The 19,297-nt window shown below is 73.5% G+C and carries 19 protein-coding genes, 1 pseudogene and 1 riboswitch; of the genes and pseudogenes, 4 read left to right on the top strand and 16 right to left on the bottom strand.

The annotated features are described in order from the left end of the window. Nucleotides 1-19: 19 nt before the first annotated feature. From mug to MTR79_RS21230, 8 genes and pseudogenes are all read right to left on the bottom strand, one after another. The gene (gene mug, locus MTR79_RS21265; protein WP_086701268.1) at nucleotides 20-520 is read right to left on the bottom strand and encodes a G/U mismatch-specific DNA glycosylase; all 501 of its coding nucleotides are present in this window, start codon (nucleotides 518-520) and stop codon (nucleotides 20-22) included. A 44-nt stretch (nucleotides 521-564) separates the two neighbouring features. Then, nucleotides 565-2,007: an adenylosuccinate lyase gene (purB, locus tag MTR79_RS21260; RefSeq protein ID WP_086701269.1), complete on the bottom strand. Its 1,443-nt coding sequence runs from the start codon at nucleotides 2,005-2,007 to the stop codon at nucleotides 565-567. A gap of 73 nt (nucleotides 2,008-2,080) precedes the next feature. Further along, complete coding sequence (locus MTR79_RS21255; protein WP_086701271.1) at nucleotides 2,081-2,872, bottom strand: SGNH/GDSL hydrolase family protein; 792 nt, start codon at nucleotides 2,870-2,872, stop codon at nucleotides 2,081-2,083. A gap of 71 nt (nucleotides 2,873-2,943) precedes the next feature. After that, a complete protein-coding gene (locus MTR79_RS21250; RefSeq protein WP_086701272.1) occupies nucleotides 2,944-3,957 on the bottom strand; it encodes a hemolysin family protein in 1,014 nt (337 codons plus the stop codon). Next, nucleotides 3,954-5,327, bottom strand: coding sequence for a hemolysin family protein (locus MTR79_RS21245; protein WP_086701273.1), 1,374 nt, complete (start codon nucleotides 5,325-5,327; stop codon nucleotides 3,954-3,956). The genes MTR79_RS21250 and MTR79_RS21245 overlap by 4 nt, the downstream gene beginning before the upstream one ends. A 156-nt stretch (nucleotides 5,328-5,483) precedes the next feature. Further along, entirely contained in the window at nucleotides 5,484-5,921 is a 438-nt protein-coding gene (locus MTR79_RS21240) for a GNAT family N-acetyltransferase (protein ID WP_086701275.1), read from the bottom strand. Between the two features lie 75 nt (nucleotides 5,922-5,996). Beyond that, on the bottom strand, nucleotides 5,997-8,564 hold the full coding sequence (locus tag MTR79_RS21235) for an ABC transporter permease (protein WP_244791780.1): 2,568 nt from the start codon (nucleotides 8,562-8,564) through the stop codon (nucleotides 5,997-5,999). Nucleotides 8,565-9,024: 460 nt separating this feature from the next. After that, nucleotides 9,025-9,798: pseudogene (locus MTR79_RS21230) on the bottom strand (ABC transporter ATP-binding protein); the annotation flags it as partial. A gap of 174 nt (nucleotides 9,799-9,972) precedes the next feature. Here MTR79_RS21230 and MTR79_RS21225 point away from each other — a divergent pair. Beyond that, entirely contained in the window at nucleotides 9,973-10,212 is a 240-nt protein-coding gene (locus tag MTR79_RS21225; protein WP_019524761.1) for a hypothetical protein, read from the top strand. A 3-nt stretch (nucleotides 10,213-10,215) separates the two neighbouring features. Next, nucleotides 10,216-10,590, top strand: a complete 375-nt coding sequence (locus MTR79_RS21220; RefSeq protein ID WP_048456327.1) for a hypothetical protein — start codon at nucleotides 10,216-10,218, stop codon at nucleotides 10,588-10,590. Here MTR79_RS21220 and MTR79_RS21215 read toward each other — a convergent pair whose 3' ends face one another. Genes MTR79_RS21215 through bioB form a run of 4 tightly spaced genes read right to left on the bottom strand, consistent with a single transcriptional unit; the run spans nucleotide 10,591 to nucleotide 14,592 of the window. Next, nucleotides 10,591-11,289, bottom strand: coding sequence for a class I SAM-dependent methyltransferase (locus MTR79_RS21215; RefSeq protein ID WP_189364088.1), 699 nt, complete (start codon nucleotides 11,287-11,289; stop codon nucleotides 10,591-10,593). Between the two features lie 55 nt (nucleotides 11,290-11,344). Beyond that, complete coding sequence (gene bioD / locus MTR79_RS21210) at nucleotides 11,345-12,073, bottom strand: dethiobiotin synthase (RefSeq protein ID WP_189364087.1); 729 nt, start codon at nucleotides 12,071-12,073, stop codon at nucleotides 11,345-11,347. Nucleotide 12,074: 1 nt separating this feature from the next. Beyond that, complete coding sequence (locus MTR79_RS21205; RefSeq protein ID WP_244791779.1) at nucleotides 12,075-13,361, bottom strand: adenosylmethionine--8-amino-7-oxononanoate transaminase; 1,287 nt, start codon at nucleotides 13,359-13,361, stop codon at nucleotides 12,075-12,077. After that, the gene (gene bioB / locus MTR79_RS21200) at nucleotides 13,354-14,592 is read right to left on the bottom strand and encodes a biotin synthase BioB (RefSeq protein ID WP_244791778.1); all 1,239 of its coding nucleotides are present in this window, start codon (nucleotides 14,590-14,592) and stop codon (nucleotides 13,354-13,356) included. Before bioB ends, MTR79_RS21205 begins: the two co-directional genes overlap by 8 nt. Nucleotides 14,593-14,739: 147 nt before the next feature. Between bioB and MTR79_RS21195 the strand changes: the two genes are divergently transcribed. After that, on the top strand, nucleotides 14,740-15,867 hold the full coding sequence (locus MTR79_RS21195) for an 8-amino-7-oxononanoate synthase (RefSeq protein ID WP_189364084.1): 1,128 nt from the start codon (nucleotides 14,740-14,742) through the stop codon (nucleotides 15,865-15,867). An 88-nt stretch (nucleotides 15,868-15,955) separates the two neighbouring features. Here MTR79_RS21195 and MTR79_RS21190 read toward each other — a convergent pair whose 3' ends face one another. After that, the gene (locus MTR79_RS21190) at nucleotides 15,956-16,168 is read right to left on the bottom strand and encodes a DUF397 domain-containing protein (protein ID WP_102639731.1); all 213 of its coding nucleotides are present in this window, start codon (nucleotides 16,166-16,168) and stop codon (nucleotides 15,956-15,958) included. Between the two features lie 9 nt (nucleotides 16,169-16,177). Then, entirely contained in the window at nucleotides 16,178-17,038 is an 861-nt protein-coding gene (locus MTR79_RS21185) for a helix-turn-helix transcriptional regulator (protein WP_189364083.1), read from the bottom strand. A 212-nt stretch (nucleotides 17,039-17,250) separates the two neighbouring features. On the opposite strand from MTR79_RS21185, the gene MTR79_RS21180 reads away from it, so the two are divergent. Then, nucleotides 17,251-17,724: an ATP-binding protein gene (locus MTR79_RS21180; RefSeq protein ID WP_189364082.1), complete on the top strand. Its 474-nt coding sequence runs from the start codon at nucleotides 17,251-17,253 to the stop codon at nucleotides 17,722-17,724. A 240-nt stretch (nucleotides 17,725-17,964) separates the two neighbouring features. Here the strand turns inward: MTR79_RS21180 and MTR79_RS21175 are convergent, their stop codons facing one another. Next, nucleotides 17,965-18,438, bottom strand: a complete 474-nt coding sequence (locus tag MTR79_RS21175; protein ID WP_048456336.1) for a C40 family peptidase — start codon at nucleotides 18,436-18,438, stop codon at nucleotides 17,965-17,967. Between the two features lie 3 nt (nucleotides 18,439-18,441). Next, a riboswitch (cyclic di-AMP (ydaO/yuaA leader) is annotated at nucleotides 18,442-18,651 on the bottom strand. Nucleotides 18,652-18,986: 335 nt separating this feature from the next. Next, complete coding sequence (locus tag MTR79_RS21170) at nucleotides 18,987-19,292, bottom strand: hypothetical protein (protein ID WP_189364081.1); 306 nt, start codon at nucleotides 19,290-19,292, stop codon at nucleotides 18,987-18,989. Nucleotides 19,293-19,297 lie beyond the last annotated feature (5 nt).

The following is a 19,297-nucleotide window of genomic DNA, read 5'->3' as shown; positions in this document are numbered from 1 at the left end:
GCGGATCCTCAGGGACCCGTCACTCCCGCTCCGCCGCCTCCCGCAGCCGCGCGAACTCCTCGGCGAGCGTCGCCGGCGTCCAGTGCGCGTTCAGTCCGCTGGGATTGGGCAGCACCCACACCCGGGACTCGCCGATCGTCCGCACCTGCGGCCCGACCTTGGCGGTGCGGTCGTCGAACGCCGTGCGGTACGCGGTCACCCCGAGCACGGCCAGCCAGCGGGGGCGCAGCCGGCCCACCTTCACGGCGAGCTCCCGCCCGCCCTCCCGGTACTCCCCGGCGCTCAGCTCGTCGGCCCGCGCGGTCGCCCGCGCCACCACGTTCGTGATGCCCAGCCCGTACGACAGCAGCTCGTGCTGCTCCTCCGGCGGCAGCCGGCGCGGGGTGAAGCCGGAGCGGTGCAGGGCGGGCCAGAAGCGGTTGCCGGGGCGCGCGAAGTGGTGGCCGGTGGCGGCCGTCATCAGGCCCGGGTTGATGCCGCAGAACAGCACCCGCAGACCGTCCGCGACCACGTCAGGCACGAGGCGGTCGCGGGCGGCCTCCAGTTCCTCCTGGGTGAAGCGCCTCAGAGGATCGCCCCGGGGGTGTAGCCGGCGGCCTCCGGGTGCTGCTTCACGATCGCGTCGATCCGGGCGACCACGGTGGCGACCTGGTCGCTCGCGGCGCCGGTGAAGGACAGCTTGTCCGCCATCAGCGCCTCCAGCTCGGCGCGGTCCAGCGGCAGCCGCTCGTCGGTGGCGAGCTTGTCGAGCAGGTCGTTGCGCTCGGCGCCCTGCTCCCGCATGGCGAGCGCGGTGGCGACGGCGTTCTCCTTGATCGCCTCGTGGGCGACCTCACGGCCGACACCCGCGCGGACCGCGCCCATCAGCACCTTGGTCGTGGCGAGGAACGGCAGGTAGCGGTCCAGCTCCCGGGCCACGACGGCCGGGAAGGCGCCGAACTCGTCGAGCACGGTCAGGAACGTCTCCAGCAGCCCGTCGAGCGCGAAGAACGCGTCCGGAAGCGCGACCCGGCGCACCACGGAGCAGGACACGTCGCCCTCGTTCCACTGGTCGCCGGCCAGCTCGCCCGTCATCGAGGCGTAGCCGCGCAGGATGACCATCAGGCCGTTGACCCGCTCGCAGGAGCGCGTGTTCATCTTGTGCGGCATCGCGGACGAGCCGACCTGACCGGGCTTGAATCCCTCGGTGACCAGCTCGTGCCCGGCCATCAACCGGATCGTCTTCGCCAGCGAGGACGGCGCGGCGGCCAGCTGCACCAGCGCGGTGACGACCTCGTAGTCCAGGGAGCGCGGGTAGACCTGGCCGACGGACGTGAACGCCTGGGAGAAGCCGAGGTGGCCGGCGATCCGGTTCTCCAGCTCGGCCAGCTTGGCGGCATCCCCGCCGAGCAGGTCCAGCATGTCCTGCGCGGTGCCGACCGGGCCCTTGATGCCGCGCAGCGGGTAGCGGCCCAGCAGCTCCTCCAGCCGCCCGTAGGCCACCAGCAGTTCGTCGGCGGCGGTCGCGAAGCGCTTGCCGAGGGTGGTGGCCTGCGCGGCCACGTTGTGCGAGCGGCCGGCCATGACCAGCTCGCCGTACTCCCCGGCCAGCTTGCCGAGACGGGCCAGCACGGCCACGGAGCGGTCGCGCATCAGCTCCAGCGAGAGCCGGATCTGGAGCTGCTCGACATTCTCGGTGAGATCGCGGGAGGTCATGCCCTTGTGGACGTGCTCGTGCCCGGCGAGGTCGTTGAACTCCTCGATCCGCGCCTTCACGTCGTGGCGGGTGACCTTCTCGCGCTCGGCGATCGAGGCCAGGTCGACGGTGTCGAGGACCCGCTCGTAGTCGGCGATCGCCGTGTCGGGCACCTCGATCCCGAGGTCCTTCTGGGCCTTCAGCACGGCGAGCCAGAGCTGCCGCTCGAGCCTCACCTTCTGCTCGGGCGACCAGAGCGTGGCGAGCTCGGCGGAGGCGTAGCGTCCGGCGAGGACGTTCGGGATACGGGGCTTGGCGGGCGCAGCAGTCACGTACAGGGAGTCTACTGGCGATTCGTGCAGGCCCGCGCCACGGGGTGACCTGGAGGAACGTACGAAAGGACCGCTACGCCGTCTCGTAGGGCAGCAGCTCGGGGCGCTTGGGCGGCAGGCCGTCCCCGGAGGAGCGCCCGGTGAGCCGGCGGCCGATCCACGGCAGCAGGTGCCGGCGCGCGAACCGCGCGTCCTCGACCCGGCGCGCCACCCAGTGCGGCGGCAGCGTCGCGTCCGGGGGCAGGTGCCACTCCGGGTCCTCCGCCGGGTAACCGAGCGTCTGCCACACCGCCTCCGCGACCCTGCGGTGCCCCTCGCCGGTGAGGTGCAGCCGGTCCACGTCCCACAGCCGGGGGTCGCCGAGCGCCGGCGCACCGTACAGGTCGACCACCACCGCGTCGTGCCGGGCGGCGAGCTCGTCGACGACCGCGAACAGCGCCTCCATGCGGGGGCGGAAGCGCTCCAGCACCGGTCCCTGACGGCCCGGGCTGCGCATCAGCACGAGTTGCTCGCAGTGCGGGGCCAGCCGCTCCACGGCCTCGGTGAGCAGGTCCCGCACCTGGACCATGTCGCACTTGGGGCGCAGCGTGTCGTTGAGACCACCGACCAGGGTGATCACGTCGGCGCCCATGGCCGCCGCGCGGTCGACCTGCTCGTCGACGATCTGCTGGATCAGCTTGCCGCGCACCGCGAGGTTGGCGTACCGGAAGCCGGGCGTGACCGCGGCCATCCGGGCCGCGAGCAGGTCGGCCCAGCCGCGGTAGGTGCCGTCGGGCAGCAGGTCCGACATGCCCTCGGTGAAGGAGTCGCCCAGGGCCACGAGGCTGGCGTGGGCGGGGGAGCTGGGAGTGGGGTTCGTCTGCATGGCGACAGAAATGGTAGCCCCTGGCACATACCCGCCGGTCGGTCACCTTCCCTCCGGACGGCTGGAGCCGGTCAGGCGCGCTGCCCGAACAGCTCCCGCAGCACGTCCTCCATCGTCACCAGCCCCGCCATCCGCCCGTCCGCGCCGAGCACGGCCGCCAGATGCGTACGGCTGCGCCGCATCGCGGTGAGCACGTCGTCCAGCGGCGTGCTCTCCCGGACCCGCGCGATCGACCGCATGTCCCGCAGCCGGAACGGCATGTCCCGCGGCGAGGCGTCCAAAGCGTCCTTGACGTGCAGATAGCCGACGATCCGCCGCTGCTCGTCCACCACCGGGAACCGCGAGAAGCCGGACTCCGCCGACAGCCTCTCCAGCTCCTCCGGCGTGACGCCCACGCGCGCGTAGAGCACCCGCTCCAACGGCAGCACCACGTCCCGCACCGGACGCCGGCCCAGCTCCAGCGCGTCGTTCAGCCGCTCGCGGGCCCGGTCGTCGATCAGGCCCGCCTCACCGGAGTCCTTCACGATCTGCGCCAGTTCGGCGTCGGAGAAGGACGCGACCACCTCGTCCCGTGTCTCCACCCGCAACAGCTTCAGCAGCGTGTTCGCGAACGCGTTGACGGTGAAGATCACCGGGCGCAGCGCGCGGGACAGCGCCACCAGCGGCGGACCCAGCAGCAGCGCGCTGCGCACCGGCTCGGCGAGCGCGATGTTCTTCGGCACCATCTCGCCCAGCAGCATGTGCAGATACGTGGCCAGGCTCAGTGCGATCACGAACGACACCGCGTGGCCGGCGCCCTCCGGGACGCCCACCGCGTGGAACACCGGTTCCAGCAGATGCGCGATGGCCGGCTCGGCGACGATGCCGAGGACCAGGGTGCACAGCGTGATCCCCAGCTGCGCCGCCGCCAGCAGCGCGGACACGTGCTCGAGCCCCCACAGCACCCGCTTGGCGCGCCGGTCGCCCTCGTCGGCGTACGGCTCGATCTGGCTGCGGCGCACCGAGATCAGGGCGAACTCCGCGCCGACGAAGAAGGCGTTGGCGACCAGGGTGGCCAGGCCGATCAGCAGTTGCACGGCGGTCATCGGCGGGCCCCCGGGTCGTCATGGGTGTCGGCCGACGCGGTCGCGTGGCCGTCCGGCTTCTCGTCGTCGAGGGGCGCCCGCAGCAGCACGCGCGCCGCGCGGCGGCCCGAGGCGTCCGCGACCTCCAGACGCCAGCCGGCCACCTCGACGGCGTCCCCGGTCTCCGGTATCCGGCCCAGCTCTGCGGCCACCAGCCCGGCCAGCGTCTCGTACGGCCCCTCCGGGGCGCGCAGCCCCACCCGGGCCAGCTGGTCCAGGCGTGCGGAGCCGTCGGCGGAGAACAGCTCGCGGCCCGCCTCGTCGGTGCCGGCCCGCGCCAGGTCGGGCGTCTCGTGCGGGTCGTGCTCGTCGCGGACCTCGCCGACGACCTCCTCCACGATGTCCTCCAGGGTGGCCACGCCCGCCGTGCCGCCGTACTCGTCGATGACCACGGCCATGGTGCGGCGGCCGGACAGCCGGTCGAGCAGCCGGTCGACGGTGAGCGAGCCCGGCACCAGGAGCGGTTCGCGCATCAGCTCCGACACGGGCACCTCGGTACGGCGCTCGGCGGGCAGCGCGAGCACGTCCTTCACATGCGCCGTGCCGACGACCCGGTCCAGCGTCCCGCGGTACACGGGGAACCGGGACAGCCCGGTCGCGCGGGTCACGTTGGCCACGTCCTCGCAGGTCGCGCTCTCCTCCAGGGCGATGACCTGGACGCGGGGCGTCATCACGTTCTCCGCCGTGAGGTCGGCGAGGTTCAGCGTGCGGACGAACAGCTCGGCGGTGTCCGCCTCCAGGGCGCCTTCCTTGGCGGAGTGCCGGGCCAGCGCGGCCAGCTCCTGGGGGCTGCGCGCGGACTCCAGCTCCTCGGCCGGCTCCAGCCCGATCCGGCGCACCGTCCGGTTGGCCGAGTTGTTCAGATGGGTGATGAACGGGCGGAACGCGGCGCTGAACCAGCGCTGGGCGTTGCCCACCCGTTTCGCGACCGCGAGCGGCGAGGAGATCGCCCAGTTCTTCGGCACCAGCTCGCCGACCACCATCAGGAACACCGTCGACAGGCCGGTGCCGATCACCAGCGCCAGCGACCGGGCCACCGACTCCGAGGCGCCGAGGTCCCGCAGAGGGCCTCTGATCAGCGCGGCGATCGACGGCTCGGACAACATGCCGACCACCAGATTGGTGACGGTGATGCCGAGCTGGGCCCCGGAGAGCTGGAAGGTCAGGCTGCGGACGGCCTTGAGCGCGCCGGCGGCGCCTCGCTCGCCGCGCTCCACCGCCCGCTCCAGCTCGGCCCGCTCGACCGTGGTGAGGGAGAACTCGGCCGCCACGAACGCCCCGCACAGGAGCGACAGTCCAATCGCCGCCAGCAGGAGGAGCACTTCGGTCATCGGGTCACCTCCGTCCCATCGTCGGACAGGACGGGGTCGGACGCGCGGTGTCGGCGGCAACCGGTTGCGGGCCCACGGGCGGTGACACGACCTTTCACGGAGGGCCGGACGGCCCTCACCGGGGGAGGAGGGGCAGGGCGGCCGGCGGGCAGTGGATCACCCGGTGAGGGGCTTCACCCAGCGCCGCCAGCGTTCCTCCGGCGCATACCCCGCCGCGCCCCACGCATGATGGGCGGTCTCGTTGCGCTGCAGCACCATCGCGTCCGCGCGGCGCCCGCCGAGCGCCCTGAACCGCTCCTCCGCGGCGGCCAGCAGCGCCGTCGCGACGCCCTGGCGGCGGTGGTCCGGGTGCACCGCCAGCCGGTACAGATGGCACCGCCAGCCGTCGAAGCCCGAGATCACCGTGCCGACCAGCTCCCCCTCCCGTTCGGCGAGGATCAGCGCCTCGGGGTCGCGGGCGACCAGCCGCTCCACGCCGCTGCGGTCGTCGCTGATGCTGGTGCCCTCGGCGGCCGTCTTCCAGAAGGCCAGCACGGCGTCGAGGTCGTCGGGGCCGGCGGCCCGGATCCGCGGTGCGCTCGTGAGTTCACTCATGCGGCCGATCCCAGCACGGCCGCGGCGGAGTGATCACGGAATTCCATCATGCGGACCGGTGGTGGGGAGGCCGGCTCACTCGTGGGCGATGGCCTCCAGCACGTTCATCCTCGACGCCCGCAGAGCCGGCAGCAGCGCCGCCGCCACACCCACCACAGCCGATCCGACGACCACCGCCACGACCGTGCCCCAGGGCACCGCGAACGCGGTCATGCCCTCCAGCGCCAGCACCTGCTGGACGCACACGCCCCACACCAGCCCCAGCGCCAGGCCCAGCACCGCGCCGAACACCGCGATCACCACGGACTCCAGCCGGATCATGCGCCGCAGCTGCCGCCGGCCAAGACCGATCGCCCGCAGCAGCCCGATCTCCCGGGTGCGCTCCACCACCGACAGCGCGAGCGTGTTGACCACGCCCAGCACCGCGATCACGATCGCCAGCCCCAGCAGGGCGTACACCAGGTACAGCAGCACGGCGATCTGCTCGTGCACCAGCTCCTTGTAGTCGGCCTGGTCGCGCGCCCGCACCTGCGGATACGGGTCGAGCGTCGCCTCCAGCCGGTCACGCAGCTCGTCCGGGGAGCTGCCGGCCGCGGCGTTGACGTACAGCGCGGAGTCCTGGCCGCCCGGCACGTACTCCTCCACGGCCGCCATGCCGAAGAACAGCCCGCCGCGCATCCCGAAGCCCTCGCCGCCCTCCATGTCGGTCAGGGCGGCCACCGTGAACGCGGCGGTGCGGCCGCCGGGGAACTCCACCGGCACCCGGTCGCCCCGGCGCACCCCGTGCTCGGCCGCGAACCCCGCGTCCATGGCGATCCCGCCGTCGGCCAGCGCGGCCTGAGTGCCGCCCTCCGCGTACGTCACCCGGGCGACGTCGTCGACGCCGTCGTCGTACCCGGCGGCGGTGGTCTCGATCCGCTCGCCGTCCGGCAGCCGCACCGCCACCGGCGCGAACCGCTGCCGCACGACCAGGCCGACGCCCTCGGTGTCCCGCACCCGGTCGGTGACCTCCGGCGGGAAGGGCATGAAGTTGGCGTTCTGGATCACGAAGTCCGCGCCCAGTGTCTTGTCGATCTGCTCGTCGAAGGACCGGGACATCGACGCGCCGGCCACCGACAGACCTCCCACCAGGGCCAGCCCCACCATCAGCGCGGCGGCCGTGGCCCCGGTGCGGCGCGGGTTGCGCAGGGCGTTGCGCCGGCTCATCCGGCCGACCGCGCCGAACAGCGCGGGGAACGCCGCGCCCAGCACCCGGATCACAGGGCGCACCAGCAGCGGGCCCGCGACGACGGTGGCGACCAGGGTGAGCACGACTCCGAGCCCCAGCAGGGACGCCGCCGTCGCCGTGTCGGCCGACAGCACACAGCCCAGCAGCGCCGCCGCGCCGAGCGCGCCGACGACGCCTCCGGCCACCGCGCGGGCCCGCAGCGGCCGGCCCACCCCGGCGACCTCCGCGTCGGCCAGCGCGGCCATCGGGGAGACGGCCGCCGCGCGACGGGCCGGCAGGTACGCGGCGACGAAGGTGACGCCCACGCCCACCACGTACGCGGAGACGGGCGTGGCCCAGCCGACCACCATCTCCGTGGTCCTGAGGTTCATCCCGAAGGCGCTCATCAGCCGGATCAGCCCGAAGGCCAGCCCCACCCCGGCCGCCAGGCCGGCCGTCGAGCCGGCCAGTCCCAGCAGCACCGCCTCCGTCAGCACCGATCGCCGCACCTGCCGCCGGTCCGCGCCGAGCGCCCGCAGCAGGCCCAGCTCACGGGTGCGCTGGGCGATGAGCATGGAGAAGGTGTTGACGATCAGGAACACGCCCACGAGCACGGCGATCCCGGCGAAGCCGAGCATCGCGTACTTGATGACGTCGAGGAACGCGCCCAGTTCCTCGGAGGCCGTCTCGGCCAGTTCGTCCGCCGTCCTGATCTCGTAGGCGCCGGCGCCGAGTTCGGCGGTGATCCGCCGCTTCAGCTCCGCGTCCGGCACGCCCGGCACCGCCTCCACGGAGACGCTGGTGGCCCGGTCCGCGGCGCCCAGCAGACGGGTGGCCGCCACGTCCGGGTCCAGGAACACCAGGGCCGCGCCCGGGTTGGTGGTGGTGAAGGTGGCGATCCCGACCACCTCGACACGGAACGAACCCGGCTGCGCCTGCACGGTCAGCGCGTCGCCGATCTCCACGCCCTTGGCGTCCGCGGTGTCCGCGTCCAGCACGGCCTCGCCGTCCCCGCGCGGGGTGCGGCCGGAGGTCAGCTCCACCACGCTGCGCTCGGTGACGTGCCAGTCCACGGCGAGGGTCGGCGCGCCGGTGGTCGGGCCGACGGACTCGTTGCGGTCGTCGACGACGGTGACGTTCTCCACCTCGACGTCCGGGTGGGCCGACGCCACACCCTGGACGCCGCCCAGTTGCCGGGCCAGCCCGGCGGGCACCGTCGCCACGGCCCCGGTCGGCACCGCGGCCTCCAGGTACTCCCGCGGCTGCACCGTCACGTCGGCGGAACTGGAGGCGAACAGGCGGTCGAAGGTGCGGTTGACGGTGTCGGAGAAGATGAGACTGCCCGCGACGAACGCGACGGACAGCACGACGGCGAGGGCGGACAGCAGAAGCCGCCCCTTGTGCGCGAGGAAACTCCGCAGGGTCGCTTTCAGCACGCCGTCAGCCCTCCCCGGAGCCCTGCTCGCCGGGAGCGCTCTCGTCAGCCGGACCTCCGGCGGCGGACGAGGCGGGGCGCGTCCGCCCGACGCCCGCAGTACCGCCGCCAGGGGGCGTGGCCCCCGTCGTTCCGTCGCCCCGCGGCGGAACGCTCGGCTTCCCGCCGGCCGCGGGCGGAGTGCCCCGCCGGCTGCCGTCCGACGGTGAAGCGCCGGGAGCGGCGCCGGGCTCCGTCCCCTTCGGGGGCGTGGCGGTCGGCCTCGGGCCGTCCGGCTCTGTGCGGTGTGACGTCCCGCCGTCCGGCGGCGAGCCGTCGGGCCGCACGGCGTCCGCCTGCGTGGCGTCCGCCTGCGTGGCGTCCGCCTGTCCGGCGACCGAGGGCACGGCATCCGGCCGCCCCCTCCCGCCCGGCGGCACCGCGTCGCCGGGCGATACCGCACCGTCCGGGACCGTGGCGCCCCGCACGACGTCGAACCGCTTCATCCTCTCCAGGACCGACTCCGCCGTAGGGCGGTGCATCTCGTCCACGATGCGCCCGTCCGCCAGGAACAGGACCAGGTCCGCGTGGGCGGCGGCGCCGGGGTCGTGGGTGACCATGACCACCGTCTGGCCCAGCCGGTCCACCGCCTCCCGCAGGAAGCCGAGCACTTCGAGGCCGGCCCGGGAGTCGAGGTTGCCGGTCGGTTCGTCGGCGAAGATCAGCTCGGGCCGGGAGACCAGCGCCCGCGCGCAGGCGACCCGCTGCTGCTGGCCGCCCGACAGCTGTGCGGGCCGGTGTTTCAGGCGGTCCCGCAGGCCCAGCGTGTCGATGACCTGGTCCAGCCACGCCTCGTCGGGCTTCCGCCCGGCGATGTCCATGGGCAGGGTGACGTTCTCGCGTGCGTTCAGCGTGGGGATCAGGTTGAACGACTGGAACATGAACCCGACGCGGTCCCGCCGCAGCCGGGTCAGCTCGGTGTCCTTCAGCCCGGTGATCTCCGTGTCACCGAGCCACACCTGACCGGTCGAGACGGTGTCGAGCCCGGCCAGGCAGTGCATCAGCGTGGACTTCCCCGAGCCTGACGGCCCCATCACCGCGGTGAAGCGGCCCCGCGCGATGTCCACGTCCACCGAGTCCAGGGCGATCACCGCCGTCTCGCCCGAGCCGTACGCCTTGGTCAGTCCGCGGGCGCGGGCCGCGGTGCCGTCGGGCGACGCGAGGCCGGGGGCGTGCTCCTCAGCGGGTGTGGACAAGGCCGCCTCCTCCGGTGAACAGCCGGGCCGAGCATGTCGCGCCGAGGGTAAGGCGGCCTTGTCCGCGCGGAACATCCCCCGGGAGTGCCGGATCCGGACACCGATGTAAGGGGCACATAAGCTCGCGGCCCCGGTTCCTTGCCGTTGCTAGCTACCTGGCGCTAGCTTCGAGGTATGGCGAAGACTCAGCTGAACGTGCGCGTGGACGAGGGCACCGCCCGCGCGGCCAGGGAGCGTGCCCTGGCGCGGGGCATCAGCGTCAACCGCTACATCGAGGAACTCGTCCGCCAGGACACCGGCGAGGCCGGACGCGCCTTCGTCGAGGCCGCCGCCGACTTCATGAAGCAGTACGAGAGCGTCTTCGCCGAGGAGTTCGGCCGGGACCGCGAGGGCACGCGAGAAGGCCGCCGCTGACCCTTGGACCACGTACGCATCGACCTCGCCTGGCTGCTCATGCTCGCGGAGCAGCAGACCCCCGGAGACCCCCAGGTCACCGACTGGGGCGCCCTGATCGCCGCCGTCGCCCGGCACGACGCCGAGATATTCGACGTCCCCGTCTACGACACCCCGCACAGCCGCGCCGCGGCGCTGCTCCAGCTGCTGATCCACGTCCCCGCGCTGGAGCGCTCCAACGCGCTGTTCGCCTCCGCCGTCGCGTACGCCTATCTGGTCGCGAGCGGCCTGAAGGTCGTCACCTCGCCCGAGCAGGTGCGCGACCTGGCCCGCCTGGTCAAGACGGGCGACGCGGACATCGACGCCATCGCGGCCGAACTGCGCCGCTGGTGCGCCTGATCACCCGCCGCCGGCCCCCGTGTCCGAGAGCGGCCGCCACGCGGTGCCGATGACGCAGAACGACTGCGGCAGCGCGGGCCCGTTCTCGGGGATCGTCATGCGCCGGTAGGGGCCCAGCTCGAAGCCCGCCTCCCGCAGCGACGCGACCGTGTCCCGGGACAGATGACAGCCGCCCGCGAGCGGCGGCCACAGCGTCCGGTCCAGCGCCCGCTGGGTGGCGCGCATGACGCGCCCGCCGCCCGCGCCGTGCTCGAAGAACCGCACCTCGCCACCGGGCCGCAGCACCCGCCGCACCTCCGCCAGCGCCCGCCGCACGTCCCGCACGCTGCACAGCACCAGCGACAGGACCGCCGCGTCGAACGCCTCGCTCTTCACGGGCAGCGCCTCCGCCACCCCGGGCGCCACGTCCACCGGCATCTCCGCCCGCAGCGCCGCCTCCACGGCCAGCGCGCGCAGCGCACGCTCCGGCTCCATGGCGACGACCTCCGAGACCGTGCCCGGGTAGTGGGCGAAGTTCAGGCCGTTGCCCGCGCCCACCTCGATCACCCGCCCGGACAGACCGCCGAGCAGCCTGCGCCGTACGTCCGCCATCCCGCGGCTCTCGGCGGCGGCACTGCAACGGGCGTACCAGCGGGCGAAGACCGGGTGGTGCACGGGATCCCGCACCGTCCGGGCGGAGCGGGGCGACCGCACCTGCATGGGACCTCCCCGGGTCGGGCCTACGGCGATTCTCCCCGTCGGCCCGCCCGGCGAATCACCGTGCGCGGATACGCGCCTCGCGCATGTGGAACGCCTCCGCGTCCCAGGTGCCGTCGATCCGGGGCGCCAGCCAGTGCGGGGCGGCGGCGCGGAAGGCGGCCGGGGCCAGGCGTCCCGCGCCCTCGGGGACGGCGCCCAGCAGGGGGACGCCGGTGACGTCGGGCAGGTCCAGCAGGTTGCAGCGCTCCGCGAGCCCGGGGTCGGCGGGCCAGCTGCCGATCACCACCCCCACCGGGTCGAGGCCGCGCCCGCGCAGCTCCCGCACGGTCAGCTCCGTGGAGTTGAGGGTGCCGAGGCCCGCGGACGTCACCACCAGGACCGGCGCGCGCAGCAGGCCCGCCGCGTCCGCCAGCGTCCCGCCGGCCGCGTCGAACCGGACGAGCAGCCCGCCCGCGCCCTCCACCAGCACCAGGTCGTGCTCCGTGGCCAGCTTGGCGGCCCGTTCGGCGATCTCGTGCGGATGCACGGGCGTCCGCCCCGCCCTGCGGGCCGCGGTGGCCGGGGCCAGCGGCTCCGGGTAGCGGGCCAGTTCGGCCGCCGTGACCGCCCCGGCGAGCCGCGCGACCTCCGCCGCGTCTCCCGGCTCGTCCGGGCCGACCCCCGTCTGCGCGGCCTTCAGCACCGCCACCGAACGGCCGCCCGCCAGCGCGGCCGCGGCGACCGCGGCCGTCACCACCGTCTTGCCGACCTCGGTGTTCGTGCCCGTCACCACCAGCACCGGCATGTCATCCCTCCTTCGCCGCCGCGCACACAGCGCGGGTGATCCGCGCGACGTCCGCGTCGCCCGTGACGTACGGCGGCATCGTGTACACCAGGTCGCGGAAGGGACGCAGCCAGACCCCTTCCCGCGCCGCCGCCCGGGTGGCCGCGGCCATGTCCACGTCGTGGTCCAGCTGGACGACCCCGATCGCGCCCAGCACGCGCACGTCCCGCACCCCGGGCAGCGCGGCCGCCTCGGCCAGCCCCTCGCGCAGCCCCGACTCGATGCGCTTGACCTCCGCGCGCCAGTCCTGGCCGAGCAGCAGCTCCAGGGAGGCGCACGCCACGGCCGCCGCCAGGGGGTTGCCCATGAACGTCGGACCGTGCGCCAGCACCGGCACCTCGCCGCGCGAGATGCCCTCGGCCACCCGCGAGGAGCACAGCGTCGCCGCCATCGTGAGGTAACCGCCGGTCAGCGCCTTGCCGACGCACATCACGTCCGGTGACACCGCCGCGTGCTCCGCCGCGAACAGGGCACCCGTGCGCCCGAACCCGGTCGCGATCTCGTCGAAGACCAGCAGTACGTCGTGCGCGTCGCACGCCTCCCGCAGCACTCGCAGATACGCGGGGGAGTGGAACCGCATCCCGCCCGCGCCCTGCACCACCGGCTCCACGATCACGGCGGCCAGCTCGTGCGCGTGCCGCCCGATCAGCTCCCGCAGACGGTCGGCGTACTCCTCCTCGTACGGGCCGGGCGGGGCGTCGGCGAACACCTGGCGCGGCAGCACCCCGGACCACAGGTCGTGCATCCCGCCCTCGGGGTCGCACACCGACATCGGGTGCCAGGTGTCACCGTGGTAGCCGCCCCGCCAGGTCAGCAGCCGCCGCTTCTCCGGCCGGCCCAGCGAACGCCAGTACTGCAGGCACATCTTGACCGCGACCTCGACCGACACCGACCCCGAGTCGGCCAGGAACACATGCTCCAGACCGTCCGGCGACATGTCGACAAGGAGCTTCGCCAGGCGTACGGCGGGCTCGTGCGTGAGCCCGCCGAACATCACGTGACTCATCCGGCCCAGCTGGTCGCGCGCGGCCTCGTTGAGCACCGGGTGGTTGTAGCCGTGGATCGCCGACCACCAGGAGGACATGCCGTCGACCAGCTCGCCCGACCCGTCGGCGAGCGTCAGCCGGACCCCGCTCGCCGAGGCGACGACGAGCGGTTCCTGACGCCCCGGCATGGGCCCGTACGGATGCCATACGTGCCGCCGGTCGAGCTCCAGCAGGGCGGCGACGGACGCGTCGGGCTCAGGCATTGGGCGCGAGGTCCGTTCCGGCGCCCCGGCGGCGCACGGCCACCAGGCCGGGACGCGGCTCGTCGGCGGAGGCGGCGGGCGCGGGCGCGGAGGCGGGCGCCGTCCCGCAGACACCGCCGCCCTCGTGCGAACCGCAGCCGCCGCCTTCGTGTGACCCGCAGCCGGCCTCGGCGCCGTCGTGGGACCCGCACGCCCCGCCGCCCGCGTGACAGCTGCGGCCGCCACCCGCCCGGTGCTCGGGCAGCGTGACCTCCCCGGCGCCCTCCACCTCGAAGCCGGCGTCCGCGATCATCTCCAGGTCCGCCTTGCCCGCCTGTCCCTCGCTGGTGAGGTAGTCGCCCAGGAAGATGGAGTTGGCCAGGTGCAGCGCGAGCGGCTGCATGGTGCGCAGGTGCACCTCACGGCCGCCGGCGATCCGCACCTCGACGTCCGGGCAGACGAACCGTGCCATCGCCAGGATGCGCAGGCAGCGCTGCGGCGTCAGGTTCCACTCCTTGGCGAGCGGGGTGCCCTCGAACGGGATCAGGAAGTTGACCGGCACGGAGTCCGGATCCAGCTCACGCAGCGAGAACACCACGTCGACCAGATCCTCGTCGGTCTCGCCCATGCCCGCGATCAGCCCCGAACAGGCGGAAAGACCGGCCGCGTGCGCCTTGCGCACCGTGTCGACCCGGTCGGCGTAGGTGTGCGTGGTCGTGATCTCGCCGTACGTCGACTCGGACGTGTTGAGGTTGTGGTTGTAGGCGTCCGCGCCGGCCTCGCGCAGCCGCTCCGCCTGGCCGTCGGAGAGCAGGCCCAGACAGGCGCACACCTCGACGTCCTCGTTCTGCTCCTTGATGGCCTTGATGGTGTCCGACACCCGGTCCACGTCCCGGTCCGTGGGGCCGCGGCCGCTCGCCACCAGGCACACCCGCTTCGCGCCCCCGGCGAGCCCCGCGGCGGCGGCCCGGGACGCCTCGTCCGGCTTCAGCCAGGTGTACTTGAGGATGTCGGCCTTCGAGCCGAGCCGCTGGGAGCAGTAGGAGCAGTCCTCCGGGCACAGGCCGGACTTGAGGTTCACCAGATAGTTGAGTTTCACCCGGCGGCCGAACCAGTGCCTGCGCACCTTCCCGGCCGCCGCCACCACGTCGAGCAGCTCGTCGTCGGTCGTCGCGAGGACGGCCAGTGCCTCGGCCCGTGTCGGCGTCTCGCGCCGAAGCCCCTTGTCCACCAGCGTGTTCAGCAGGTCCATGGAAGCCGATCCTGTCCTACGGGACCCGTCCGGGCCAAGGAGACTTCGGACAACAGAGCCGTCCGGCGGTGTGGGTATCACCACACCGTGTGCCGGGCGGCCTGCCGCTAATGTCTGTGCACTGCCTACAAATTCCGCGGAGGACCGATGGCGTTCGGCTGGATCGACGAGCAGGCGGAGCTGCGCCGCAGGGCCGGGCTCGTCCGCACCCTGCGCCCCCGGCCCGCCGACACGCCGCTCCTCGACCTGGCGAGCAACGACTACCTGGGCCTCGCCCGCCACCCCGAGGTCGTCGAGGGGGCCGCTCGGGCGGCCCGCGCGTGGGGCGGCGGCGCGACCGGCTCCCGGCTGGTCACCGGCACCACCGAGCTGCACACCGCACTCGAACGGGAGCTGGCCGACTTCTGCGGCTTCGAGGCCGCCCTGGTCTTCTCCTCCGGCTACGCGGCCAACCTCGCCGCCGTCACCGCCCTCGCGCCGCACGGCTCGCTGCTCGTCTCCGACGCGGGCAACCACGCCTCGCTGATCGACGGCTGCCGGCTGGCCCGGGGCACGACCCAGGTGGTGGCGCACCGCGACCCGGACGCCGTGCGCAAGGCGCTGGACGGCCACGAGGGCCCCGCGGTGGCGGTGTCGGACACGGTGTTCTCGGTGGACGGCGACGCGGCCCCGCTGGCCGCGCTGGCCGAGGCGTGCCGGGAGCACGGCGCGGGTCTCGTGCTCGACGACGCGCACGGGCTCGGCGTGCTGGGCGACGGCGGCCGGGGCGCCCCGCACGCGGCGGGCATCGCGGGCGACGAGGACGTCGTGGTGACGGTGACGCTGTCCAAGTCGCTCGGCAGCCAGGGCGGTGCGGTGCTGGGCCCGGCGCGAGTGATCGGCCATCTGGTCAACACGGCGCGGACGTTCATCTTCGACACCGGTCTGGCCCCCGCGGCGGCGGGCGCGGCCCTGGCGGCGCTGCGGCTGCTGGAGCGCGAACCCGGGCGTGCGGCGCGCGCGGCCGAGGTCGCACGTGACCTGCACGCCCGGCTGACGGCCGCGGGTCTGGAAGCGGTGCGTCCGGACGCCGCGGTCGTCTCCGTGCGCGCTCCTTCCCCGGAGCAGGCCGTGCGCTGGGCGGCCGACTGCCGGACGGCCGGTCTGTCCGTGGGCTGCTTCCGTCCTCCTTCCGTGCCCGACGGCATCTCACGGCTCAGACTGACCGCCCGGGCGGACCTGTCCGGGGCGGAGATCGAACGCGCTGTACGGGTGATCGGCGAAACGCGGCCATGAGTCGGCGGGGCACGGCCGTGCGTCGCGCGAGGAACGGAGGGTCGGTGGGACGACGGGACTCGTCCCGTTCAGGGACCGTGACGCCGGATCAGTGGACCGCCGTCACGAAGCGGGCCCAGGCGTCGGGCGAGAAGAGCAGCGCGGGCCCGTCCGGGGCCTTGCTGTCGCGCACGGCGAGCAGTCCGGCCGCCGGCCGGGCCGCCTCCACGCAGTTGTTCGCCCCTGTGCTGTAGCTGCTGCGCAGCCACCGCACATCGCGCAGGGCGAGGCTGGACGGGATGGTCCGAGGCGGTGCAGGCATCGTGCCTCCTTACGCGCCGGCCGCTGCGCCGGCGATGAATTCCGACGATTCCTCGGGAGAGAGGGCGTGGCTCGCCAGGGCCTCGAAGGCCTCCGAGTACGCCCGGAGGTCTTCTTTCCGTTCCAGGTAGTGACTAGTCGTCAAGTGGTCGTGCACCACCACATCCAGGTCAGATGTGCGCGGAAATGAAAAGATGACGAAGGGACCCGTCACGCCGATGTGCGCGCCCGCGCTGAACGGCAGGACCTGCAACCGCACCTGTGGCAACCGGGACGCCTCGACCAGCCGGTCCAGCTGACGCTCCATCACCTCGGGACCGCCCACCTCCCGGCGCAGCACGGCCTCGTCCAGCACCGCCCACAGCTCCAGCGGGGGCTCGGCGCGCAGCACGTCCTGCCGGGCCAGCCGCACCTCCACGAGGGCGTCGAGCCGCTCCTCCGAGGCGCCTTCCAGGGCCGCCGCCGTCACCGCCCGCGCGTACTCGGGCGTCTGCAGCAGCCCCGGGACCACGGTGGTCTCCAAGGTGCGCATCGCGCTCGCCTGCGACTCCAGACTGATGAAATCCCGGTACGTCGGCGGCAGCACACCCCGGTACGCGTGCCACCAGTGGTGCCGCCCGTCGCCGTCGCCGGTGCCCGACAGCACCAGCAGCAACTCCCGCAACTGCGGGTCGTCCACGCCGTAGACGTCGAGGAGTAACCGTACGTCGTCCGGTTTCGTCCCGCTCGTGCCCGTCTCGATCCGGCTCACCTTCGACTGGTGCCAGCCCGCCAGCCGGGCCGCGTCGCCGCTCGTGAGCCCGGCCGCCGTGCGCAGCGCGCGCAGTTCGGCGCCCAGTTTCCTGCGGCGTACCGCGGGACCGTGCTGCATGGGCTTCTCCTTACTCCTTCCGGGCCGCCCGGATACGGTCTCCCGTCGCAGAGTTCACCGCTTTGAGCGACAGATATATGCATATCTTGGTGGATCGCCACGCGGCGCCCTGCGGTGATGGCACTCTGGCGACGAAGCACCAGTGCGGGACCGTACTCGAACCAACCGCTCCGTGTCGGACTGCGGTCCCGTGGGAAAGGGACGACGTCGCCATGGCAGACCATCTGGAAGCATCCGTCACTCTGCCGAGCGATCCCGCCTCGGTCTCCGCCGCGCGGGCCCATGTGGCCGGTGCGCTGGCGGAATGGGGGCTGCCACCGGACGCCGAACTCTGCGACACCGTCCGGTTGATCGTCTCCGAGCTGGCGACCAACGCGGTGCAGCACACCTTCGGGCAGTCGCCCACGTTCACGGTGGACGTCGTCCTGGTCCGCGACGAGCGGGTGCACATCGGGGTGACGGACAGCCACCCCCGGTTCCCCAAGCGGCTTCCCGCGGCGGTCCAGCAGGACAACGGGCGCGGCCTGGTCATCATCCGCTGGCTCACCGCGGAGTGCGGCGGCCGGCTGAGGATCCGGCCCACCCGCGACGGCGGCAAGACGGTCGCCGTCGAACTTCCATGGCCCGGCGCCGCCACCGTCCAGCCCACGGAGACGGTCATCGCGGTCGCGCAGCCGGAGCCGTGATGTCGCGTCACGATCCGTGCGGGCAGGTGGGGCCGACGGCCGCCGCCCGCGGCGCGGTGCCCCCCGGCGGCGTCGTCCGCCTCGTGCGTGGACCGTGACGGGCGGCATGCGGGGCCCGGGGCGGTCGTCGTCCTGAGGGCGACCCCGCCGGGCCCTGCGGGACGCCACGCGGGCGAGGGGCCCGCGTGGCCGGTCGCGGCCCGGCGACGGCGCTCCCGCGGGCGCCGCCGCCTCCGCCCGTCACTTCACGCGGCCGTACCAGACGCTGTTGGTCCAGATCTTCTGCAGCCGCACCACGTCCCCGGTCTTCGGGGCGTGCCAGATCTTGTTCTTACCGGCGTAGATACCGACGTGGTACACGTAGCTGCCCGAGTGGAAGAACACCAGGTCCCCGACCTTACGGCTGCTCTTGGAGATGTGGCGCGTCTTGTTGTACTGCTGGGCGGCCGTGCGGGGGAGCTTCTTCCCCGCCTTCTTGAACGAGTACAGCGTCAGGCCCGAGCAGTCGAACCGGCTCGGTCCGGTCGCCCCCCACTGGTACGGCGCCCCCTTCTTGGACGCCGCGACCTTCAGGGCCTTGCTGCCCACGGTCGCCGCGGCGGCCTCGCCGGCCGCTCCCGGTACCACGATCGATCCGCCGACGGCGGCGAGGGTGAGGGCCGAGGCCGTGCCGGCCCGGGCCATGAGAGACGGGACACGATTGAGCGCACTCATGCGCAACCCTTCGTCAGCCGCCTGTGAAGGATGACCTGTCGGATTCGGGCTGGCGAAGTAGCCCGGCCGCTGACGCGGCTTCACCCCAAGGGCTGCTCGGCACACGCACCGCGCGTATGCCGGCGACCCGTCGTGCTTGGGTCCTCCACTCCTGCCGATCCACTCCTGTCGACCGGTCATCCGGGCGGCGGCAGGACTCGGCGTCCGCCCGGATCGCCCCGCCGCGGTGGCGGGGTCTTGTCGTCAGTCAGGGATCTTGACCCATGGCGCGAGCGATTTCCCAACGGAACGGGGGGTTTGTGTTGTTACTCACCACTCACCCGTTCGGGTGGACAGCTGTCCGTTCGAGTCGCCGTCAAGAGGGCGTGTGAGGCCAGGACCAGGGGTGGAATGGTCGATTCCGTCCCTCGGCGGGGGCAGGTGCGCAAGTTCGACGGCCAGAAAAAAGGAGGTTCGTCTACGCCGGACGGGGGTACGCCGTTCGGTCCGTTTCAACTCGTCGCGCGGTGTGCCGTCGAGCAGGGCCCGTCGCTCCGGGCCCGCTCCCGTCAACGCCCCGTCCGCGGCGGCAGCGTGACCCTCGCCGTGCGCCGCTCGCCGTCCAGCACCCGCAGGGCGCGCGCCAGGGTCTCGGCGTGCAGCTCGGTCTCGCCCCGCCGGTGCATCACGGTCAGCGCGTCGCGCAGCGCGACCGCCTTGCCGACCAGCGCCTGGGCGGCGCGCAGGCTTCGGTAGGTGTCGCCGGGCCGAGCCGGGTTGACCCGGCCCAGCAGGTCGACGACCTCCAGGTATCGGTCGATCAGCTCGGCCTCCGCCCGGGTCAGCGCGGGCAGCGGCGGCAGTTCGGGCAGCATCCTCG

The organism is Streptomyces sp. BJ20 (assembly GCF_022869105.1).
Lineage (GTDB): Bacteria > Actinomycetota > Actinomycetes > Streptomycetales > Streptomycetaceae > Streptomyces > Streptomyces griseoincarnatus.
This window is presented reverse-complemented; position numbering and strand designations above follow the sequence as displayed.